A 9387-nucleotide genomic window follows, 5' to 3' on the forward strand; every position below is an offset into this window, starting at 1 on the left:
ACTCAAATTGTCAAGATGATAATATGATTATTCCCAAAAATAATTATATCTGCAAATCTGCCAAATTAGCGAACATTTAAGTTGCTATTTTTCTCGAAAGTAAATAAATATTAATTGTGAGTGATTGGAGAAATAAATGAATAAAAACTATTATAATCATACTTGATATTAGCTTTATTCAGTAATTTGAAAAACTAGGAAAAGCAAAAATTAAAAGTGTTGCCAGCAAAAATTTGCAAAATTAAGTCTATCAGGTATAATTAAATATGTGGCTTTTCAATCTTTGCCGAACACAAGAACCTTCAAAGCGATCAGTAAAAGCTTTTTAGGTAAAGGTTATGTCTCAAATGCGATCGCCATAACCAGAGGAGTAGCTACAACAAATTGCAAGTACATGAAGTACAAACATTTAAGACCTCTCCCTTAGAAGCTGTTTTTCAACAATTAATTATTAATTATTAACAATTCTGGAGAGTACAAAGTTCTGCTAAAAAACAGTTTGCTCTCAAGATTGAAAGTGTTACTGGGAAAGGTTTACAGCACCTACTGTTGTGAATGGAGATTTTTTAACCTTGAGTCCGTGAAACCCTTGACTAGTAATAGTTATTCCCAGAACTTTGCACTGTCTAGTAACAATTACCTCTCCTTGAAAAGAAGCCGAAAAGCGCTGTAAGGAGGTGTACCTCACCCTTGATCAAATCTACTGTAAAATCTGAAGATACTTGATATCAATTTCACTTCTCCAATATCTATAACAGAGAACAGTAGGAAAAACATTTTCCTGTCTAAAGATCGTTATCAGCGTAAGTCCTAACCTATCTGTCTATTGCTACAGCACTACCCATTAAGATTAGGACAGCTAAGAAACTTCAAAATATTATAGTTAAAAGTTTTGACTCTAGCTGATAGCTGATAGCTGAATGCTTATAGCTATATAGAGTTTGTCTGAACTTTCTTCTGGCCATCAGCAGATTTTGAAAAGTCAGATAAAATTATTTACTATGAAACTGTATATTTGACTGTCCAGTTGTTCGGGAAGTCATTGAAGAAGGCAGAAGGAAGAAGGAAAAATACTTATGGATAGTCTTCGACACGCCACTCAGTGTCTTATAACCCCAAACAATTTTAAGCACCCCCGTTGATGGTGGAGTATTAAACCCGCAAAAGAAAAGATAATATGAAAAGAAACTGTACTAAACAAGGAGGCATAAATGCGTAGTAAACGCTCTAAACCCTGGATTCATCGTAATTCACGTTTTATTATTGCTGGTATTTCAACAGTAGGAGCAATAATTACAGCATATCTCGCAATAGAAAAATTCATGGGAGGAGTCGTGACTTGTCCTGTAGCTGGTTGCGATAAGGTACTTGAAAGTCCTTATGCTATGATTTTTGGCTTACCTCTAGCTCTATTTGGCTTTCTAGCTTATGCTGGTATGGGAACAATGGCGATCGGTCCTTGGGTAATTAACCCAGATTCTCAGAAGGAGTTACGCTCAAAACTAGAAAACTGGAGTTGGTTATTAATTTTTGTGGGTGGCGTATCCATGACTATCTTCAGTAGCTATTTGATGTACATCATGGCATTTGAGATTAAATCTCTGTGTATTTATTGCATCGGTTCGGCTATTTGTTCTGTAGCTCTATTTATCTTAGCATTAATCGGTCGTGACTGGGAAGATATTGGGCAATTAATCTTTACCGCTATTATTGTTGGAATGGTTACTCTTGTAGGAACATTTGCGGTTTATGCTCCCATTCATAGTCCTATTGCTGATCAACAAGATATTTATGCAGTTACAACTACTTCGACACCGGCAAAAATTGCTTTAGCAGAACATCTGACAGAAGTGGGAGCAAAAATGTATGGTGCTTATTGGTGTGGTCACTGTCAAGACCAAAAGAAGTTGTTTGGTCAAGAAGCTGTTAGTAAACTTAATTATATTGAGTGCGATCCTAAAGGCAAAAACCCTCAACAAAGCTCATGTATCGCAGCCAATATTACTGCATATCCGACTTGGAAAATTAATGGTAAATCTTACGAAGGTACAGTTTCTTTAGAGGATTTAGCAAAATTTTCCGGTTATAAAGGTCTAGCTAATTTTAACAATCTTTAATACAGCAGGGAATAGGGAATAGGGAACAGGGAACAGGGAATATACAAATATTCCAGATCGTCAGTTGTACCTCATTAGTACGGAATCTGCTGTATAAGCGTAGGGACGCTACATGGAACGTCCCTACAGAAGATTTTGATTAATCATCATCAGAATCAGAAGGCAGAATTTTCTTCAGTAGTTTTGTTATGACGCTTCAACAATAACTTTCCTGCTGCTCCGAATACCAATAAACCAAAGATTGTACCTGGTTCAGGTACAGAATTAATTTCATAAATAGTAGTTGTACCACTAACTTCATTAGCTAATACTAACAAAGCTTTACCATTGGGACTATCTTCTGCACTAATAAATGTTAGCCCCTCCGGTCCTAGATCCCCTACTTCTCCTAATTGTTCATCTGTTGGATCTAGGTCTCCATCATTATCTACATCAAATTCCACTGAGAAGTCACGATTATTTGTGTAGCTAATAAACTTAGGAGCTAATGGATTACTCACATCGTAGGTCATAAAGCCACCAATCCTTTCTAAACCAATAAAGGCTAAGGTGCGATTACCTACCATACCAATAGCTACACCTTCTGGTTCTGGGCCTTTATTATCACTCCGATTATCAAAGGAATTATTCTCATCATTATTGGAATTGAAGAATTCAGGAAATAATTTAGCAGTTATTTGTTCAAAATCATCCCCACTGTCAAAAACCAAAGCTCCTGCTTCATCCCAAATAGAAAAAGAGCGAGCACCGAAAGCATATAGTTCCTCAAATTCATCATCATCATCTGTATTACCCAGAGTATTTGTAATTTCCAAACGCCCTATAGTTTCATCTTCCTTGAGTATGTCAGCATCTGGGAAAGCATTTGGGTCTAGATCCTCATCTGCTACTTCTGTTTCTTCATCCAACTCATTATAATCACGGCTATCACCCTCGTTGGCTGTCACCAAGTAGGTTTTTCCCCCTACAGTATAGCTAGCAATTTCATCTGGTTGATACATCCCAAATACAGGATAATTATCAATATTAATTTCACCGTCTTCATCGCTACCATCTATTCCATTACCATCTTTATTATGATCCTTAAAACCAAGGGCAACAATATCTGTAAATGTAGCTGTTTCTATGTCGAGTATACCTATAGCATTATTTTCCTGTAATGTTACCCAAGCTGTTGTTCCATCTTCAGAAATAGCGATCGCCTCCGGTTCCAAATCTTGGGCTACTGTTGAACCAGGGCCAAATATCCGCACACCTTTTGCTCGTAGTTGAGCTATTTGAGCGTTAAAATCCTGAAAACCTGCAAAAGTCACATCACTATAAGTAATATTTTCTACGCCATTAGACGTATCGATGATACTAACAGAACCTTCTGGATCTATATCTCCTTCTAGATAACCTTCTGGTTCGGCTTCATTGGCCACGAGTAGTTTTGTGCCATCTTGTGTAAATGTCAGCATATCGGGTAAAGCACCCACTGTTACTCGATTTAATAGACTGCCACCTTTATCAAAGAATAAAACTTCTCCTGGGTCTGTGATTGTGTCATTTTCAACTGCAACTGCAAATACATCGTTACTATAGGCAACACTATTGACACCACCAAAATTGCCAAGTAGACTTAAATCTATACTAGAATAAAGGTCTGGAGTGTTGGGGTTACTGATATCCAGAATATCTATTGCCAGTGAGTCGTCGTTAACAACAAAAAGCCTGTCACTGTTTGGATCGAAGGCTGTAATTCTGGACGCACTTTCATCAAATACCCTTGTAGCATAAGTACCCACTGGTGTGAAACTCAAACTCATAGCTGTACTTGGTGCTGCCATCAAGGCGATCGCCATACTTGATTTTACAGTTACTTCAATGATTTTTTCTAATACATTAGTATTAGTATATTTACTTTTATCCTGATAGTTTTTCATTGATTATGTATCTCCTAACTAAACTAAATTATTCCGCTATATTCTAGATAATTTTTTTTTCCATCGTGCTATAGCTTTCACAGCTAGTATTTTTAGAGCAAAGAAAATATGTAAAAATTTTATCCATTTTCCTATTTTATTACTGATCTTTCTCTCAATATTAGTAAAGCTTAACGAGCTAAGATGTATTTATTTTGGTAATACAAAATAAAACTGTTAAAGGCAATACTTAATAGGGAGAGACTTTTCAGCTATCAGCTCTACTTATTAATAGTAAGAAAATATTCATATAGTCAAATTTCAGTGCTAAATCAGCTTACTACCTGATAAAAACACTTAAACTATACTTATAGAATATCAATCATTCTATAATTGATATGAAAATTTTCACTCAGTTATCCATGTTTTCATACCAATTTTATGTAAAATTACATAGAATTAGGTTTTATGCAAATTTTATGTAATATTGCACATAATTATGAGATTTACTAACTTGTCTGTCTTAATCTCAAGTCAACTCTGATGAATTTGGTATGAGTACAAAAAACAACTCTGATTGATGTTTTATAAATAATTGCATTATTAGCTATAAAAATGCAATAGTTATGAGCAAACTTCATCAAATCTTCATATATTGTTGATTAATTCAAAGTAACCATCTTGAGTGGCTATTTACAAACAATGGTTGTATTAAGTCGATATAATGAGTGGCTGTATAGATCTGGCCTACAGCCCTCCAAAAATCTTGCTAGGATAGTATAAATATCTGTGGTGTTTTCAAAAAAGTGAGATTGAAGAAGGAGATAGGAGACAGGAGACAGGAGACAGGAGGAAAATTACATGGGGATTCGCTCCCCCAAGTAATGCGTGAACACCCCCGTTGACGGTGGGGTATTAAACCCACAAAGAAAATGATAAATATCCCTAACATTGATGGCCAAATAGTCAACAAAATCAGTCAAGTATTCTAAGTTTAGTAACTAGACTATTATTGGCAATTTATAGAAATAATACCATGTCTAATGTAGACCTCACTGGCCCAACCGGGATAGACCTGTGGAAAAATTACCTGATTAAAACTTTTGTTCGTGAATTTATTTGAGTTATATCCTTAAAGTTACAACTATCAACAATGGAGAAGTGGAGAAAATGTTACGCAAGCTTTTTGTGAAACTATCACTTTTTGGCATGGTCATGGCCTTGATCGGCTCTAGCTTAAAATCATCAGCATTAAACCCAAAGCTGTTAGCTAGCACTCCAGACCCAAGCACAATAGTTATTGCTGATATTTCTAATAATCCTTCAAAAAAGATTAAACGCTATCAACCCTTAGCAGACTACTTAGCAGAAAGACTAGGCCAATTTGGAGTCAAAGTAGGGGATGTAGAAATAGCTTCTGATTTACAAGAAATGGCCAATTATCTCAACTCAGGAGAAGTAGATATTTATTTTGATAGTCCCTACCCAGCAATGATTGTGAGCGATCGGTCTAATGCTAAACCAATTCTACGTCGTTGGAAAGGTGGTGTACCAGATTATTATACTGTCATTTTTACCATGAAGGATCGTGGGATTCAATCCTTAGAGGATCTAAAAAGTAAGATAGTTGGTTTTGATGAAGTTAGCTCTACTTCAGGATATATGTTACCTACTTCCTTGCTGATAGAAAATGATTTAAATCCTCAACAGAAGAAATCAGCTAGTTCGACAGTATCTGCTGATGAAGTAGGATTTGTTTTTACTGATGATGATGAAAATACTATCCAATGGGTAATTAGTGGAAAAGTTGCTGCTGGTGCAGTTGACATCGGTACTTTTATGGAAATTCCGGAAGCAAACCGACAAGCCATGATAGTTTTAGCAAAAAGTGAGAAAGTAGCTCGCCATGTAGTTTTAGTTAGACCTGACATGAAACCGGAAATGCTTGAGGCCATCAAAGCTATTTTGATTAAAATGGATCAAACGGCAGAGGGACGAGAAATCTTAGAGAAATTTGAAAAGACAGCCAAATTCGATGATTTTCCTCCAGAGTCAAGTATAGAAAGAATGCGAGAATTGTATGAACTTGTTCAAAACAGGTGAATTAGATGGGCTTATTCAGGGTTGGACAAGGGTCGCTAGCCACCAAGTTAACGCTAGCCATGACAGGTTTGGTTGTCATGGTAGTGGCCGGTGTCACTTGGTTATCCGTCCACCGTCAGCAACAAAATTTTCGTACTGAATTAGAAAAACAGGCGGAAATCTTACTCAATACTATATCCATAACAGTTAGAGATTCTCTGTACAAGCTAGATGCTGATTTTATGGAAGAAATCATGGAGCAGCTTGGAGAAGATGAAGTGCTGGCGGCTGGCCGTATTTATGAGAAAGATGGAAGAATAGTTGCTGATGCTTATGGTAAAGATGTTTTGGTTTACAATATTAAACCCGATGAATTTGGCCAGCGTCTACTGGAGAGCGATGAAACAATTTTTGAGTGGAAGTCTACTCAATTGCTTGCTGGTAAGGCAGTAGTCGTTGGGCGGAAAAGACTCGGAGCTGTGAGTGTAGGTTTGTCTATAACTCCTTTAAATCAAAAAATTGCTGCTGTGCGTAATCAAGGTCTTATAGTAGCAGCTATGGCTGCTACTGCAGGAACTTTTCTGGCATTGTTAATTAGTCGTTCTATTACTGAACCTCTAAAGGAAATGACTGTAGTTACTAAACGTCTCGCTTCTGGAGACTTAACTCAGAAGATGGAGATTTGTACTGGAGATGAATTAGCTGTATTGGCAAATTCTTTTAATAGCATGACTTATCAACTTAGAGAACTAATTCATAGCAAGGAGGAGCTAATTCGCAATTTAAAACAAAGAGCAGAAGATTTACGGCAAAGTGAGGCTAAAAATAGAGCACTGCTTGATGCTATCCCAGATGTAATTTTGCGATTCAGCAATAATGGGGTTTTTCTCTACTATAAACCTTCTAGAAAAAATGATTTACCTTGGTCTAGGGATAAATTAATAGGTAAAAAAGTTTTTGAAGTTTTGCCAGAAAATGCTGCAAAACAATATTTACAATATCTTGAGGAAGCGCTTCAAACAGGAGATATTAAAATATTTGAATATGAGTGGTTTGTCCATGGGCGACGTCATCATTTTGAAGCAAGAATATTGGCAAGTGGTCAAAATGAAGTTTTGGCTATTGTTCGAGATATTACAGAAAGTAAGTTAGCTAATATAGAGTTGCAACAAGCAAAAGAAGCTGCAGAAGGTGCTAACAAAGCCAAAAGTATGTTTCTTGCTAGTATGAGTCATGAGTTAAGAACACCTCTTAACGCTATTATTGGGTATAGCGATCTGCTGCGGGAAGAAGCTGAAGATTTAGGCCATGAAGAATTTGATCCAGGTCTGGAATAAATTCTTCATGGCCTAAATCTTCAGCTTCTTAACGCTATTATTGGGTATAGCGATCTGCTGCGGGAAGAAGCTGAAGATTTAGGCCATGAAGAATTTATTCCAGACCTGGATCAAATTAAAACCTCTGGTTTACATCTGCTAACAATTATTCAAGACATCCTAGATATTTCTAAGGTAGAATCAGGGGAGATGACTATGTATGAAGAAGAATTTGATATCTTGACTTTAATAAAAGAAGTCCAATCCATTGTGCAACCACTGATGAAGAAAAATGGTAATTCTTTTGAGATGCATTGTAGTAGCGAAATAGGGACTATGTTTGCTGACCGAACAAAAATTAAGCAAATCGTGATTAATCTATTGAGTAATGCTAGCAAGTTTACTCACGAAGGTATCATCACTTTAAAAGTAGTTCGCAAACACAATATAGAGCATAATGGAAATGGTAGTAGCAAATTGGAAATAGATCAGACATTAAATCAGATAATTTTCAGTGTAACTGATACTGGTATAGGTATGACTCCAGGGCAGATTGAAAAAGTTTTTCAGCCTTTTGTACAAGCTGATAACTCTACGACTCGTAAGTACGGTGGAACTGGTTTGGGGTTGTCTATCTGTCAAAAATTTTGTGAAATTATGGGTGGAAAAATTACGGTAACAAGTTCTGTTGGTGTTGGATCTACTTTTAGTATAAATTTACCAACTGTTGTCACATTAAAAACTGACCATATTTTAAGTTCAGAGCGGTCGTAATATTATGTCCGGTAGCATCGGTGTAATTGGATGGGGAGATGGGAACCACCCCTCGCCCCTCCCAGGAGGGGAATGTGGGGGGATGGGGGGGAAATATTTGGTAATGGTTGAAGATGGAACATTTTTTTATACCGAATTAAACGGATTTGATATTATTCATCTATCTTTTCATTTTCCTGATCAGAATTCAGATGTTCAATCCCCCATTCGTGCATTTCATCAATCATAGGTTTAAGACTTTTTCCGAGATGAGTTAAAGAATATTCGACTTTTGGAGGAACCTGTAAATAAACTTCCCGATGAACAATACCATCTGCCTCCATTTCCCGCAATTGTTGGGTAAGCATTTTGTGAGTCACACCTTGTAAAGAACGATGAAGTTGATTGAAACGTTTGACCCCATCAAATAATTCTTGGAGAATCAAAAGTTTCCAACGTCCACCAATGACTTTGATCGCCATCTCTGCTGGGCAATTTTTCTTCTTATTTGTACTTTTAATTTTCATCTCAAATTGTTGCTTTCCTCAGTTTTTATATTAAAGTTACCAGTTTTTATAACAGCTACTCGACCGATATAAAAACCAATATTTTTGCTTTTGGTGACAACTACTTTAAAAATATCCCCACTCATAAAACCATAGGATTATTGGTGTCTAAGTTTAGGTTTGGTTCTAGGAAAACCATATTGATCAGTTCTACACATTTGTCTACTACCTCTACCCATAGTATCTTTTTGGGTACTATCTTACTTTAAAGTGCATACTATACATACTAACCTGACTTAAGCTAGATTATAAATGTCAAAACAAAATCTAAGTTATTAGCTTCTATAGATTTTGTATCCAGAGATTAATTCTATAGAGAAAAACACCATGAGTGAACCAATTATTGCAGATAACAAACCTGTCGTTTTAGAACTTGAAGCAAGTACTTACTATTGGTGTAAATGTGGTGCATCGAAAAAGCAACCATATTGTGATGGTTCCCATGCAGAAACTGAGTTTACTCCTATGGCATTTGAGTTAACAGAGAAAAAGAGTGTAGCACTTTGTAATTGTAAGTATACTAATAATCCTCCTTATTGTGATGGGACTCACGCTAAATTATAAATAAAATATTCATTTGTTAGTGTTGCATAATCAAACAATTATTTTGACTGAAAATTAACTTCTGCAAAATCACAATTATGCAACA

The 9387-nt window shown here is 36.2% G+C and carries 5 protein-coding genes and 2 pseudogenes; 5 read left to right on the forward strand and 2 right to left on the reverse strand.

The annotated features are described in order from the left end of the window. The first annotated feature begins 1211 nt into the window (after nucleotides 1-1211). Nucleotides 1212-2117: a vitamin K epoxide reductase family protein gene (locus D5R40_RS27380; RefSeq protein ID WP_124155499.1), complete on the forward strand. Its 906-nt coding sequence runs from the start codon at nucleotides 1212-1214 to the stop codon at nucleotides 2115-2117. Between the two features lie 155 nt (nucleotides 2118-2272). Here D5R40_RS27380 and D5R40_RS27385 read toward each other — a convergent pair whose 3' ends face one another. After that, nucleotides 2273-4042 carry a choice-of-anchor I family protein gene (locus D5R40_RS27385; RefSeq protein WP_124155500.1) on the reverse strand — a complete coding sequence of 590 codons (1770 nt, stop codon included), beginning with the start codon at nucleotides 4040-4042 and terminating at the stop codon, nucleotides 2273-2275. A 1098-nt stretch (nucleotides 4043-5140) separates the two neighbouring features. On the opposite strand from D5R40_RS27385, the gene D5R40_RS27390 reads away from it, so the two are divergent. The 3 genes and pseudogenes from D5R40_RS27390 to D5R40_RS43555 all read left to right on the forward strand — a co-directional run. Continuing rightward, complete coding sequence (locus D5R40_RS27390) at nucleotides 5141-6124, forward strand: phosphate/phosphite/phosphonate ABC transporter substrate-binding protein (RefSeq protein WP_240041668.1); 984 nt, start codon at nucleotides 5141-5143, stop codon at nucleotides 6122-6124. A 605-nt stretch (nucleotides 6125-6729) separates the two neighbouring features. Continuing rightward, nucleotides 6730-7200: pseudogene (locus D5R40_RS43550) on the forward strand (PAS domain-containing protein); the annotation flags it as partial. A gap of 27 nt (nucleotides 7201-7227) precedes the next feature. Continuing rightward, nucleotides 7228-8193 (forward strand): annotated as a pseudogene (locus tag D5R40_RS43555) (sensor histidine kinase); the annotation flags it as partial. A 152-nt stretch (nucleotides 8194-8345) separates the two neighbouring features. Here the strand turns inward: D5R40_RS43555 and D5R40_RS27400 are convergent. Then, nucleotides 8346-8699, reverse strand: a complete 354-nt coding sequence (locus D5R40_RS27400) for a winged helix-turn-helix transcriptional regulator (protein ID WP_124143400.1) — start codon at nucleotides 8697-8699, stop codon at nucleotides 8346-8348. Between the two features lie 366 nt (nucleotides 8700-9065). Here D5R40_RS27400 and D5R40_RS27405 point away from each other — a divergent pair, with 366 nt between their 5' ends. Next, complete coding sequence (locus D5R40_RS27405; RefSeq protein ID WP_124143401.1) at nucleotides 9066-9302, forward strand: CDGSH iron-sulfur domain-containing protein; 237 nt, start codon at nucleotides 9066-9068, stop codon at nucleotides 9300-9302. The last annotated feature ends 85 nt before the right edge of the window (nucleotides 9303-9387 follow it).

The organism is Okeania hirsuta (assembly GCF_003838195.1).
In the GTDB taxonomy this organism is placed as follows: Bacteria; Cyanobacteriota; Cyanobacteriia; order Cyanobacteriales; family Microcoleaceae; genus Okeania; species Okeania hirsuta.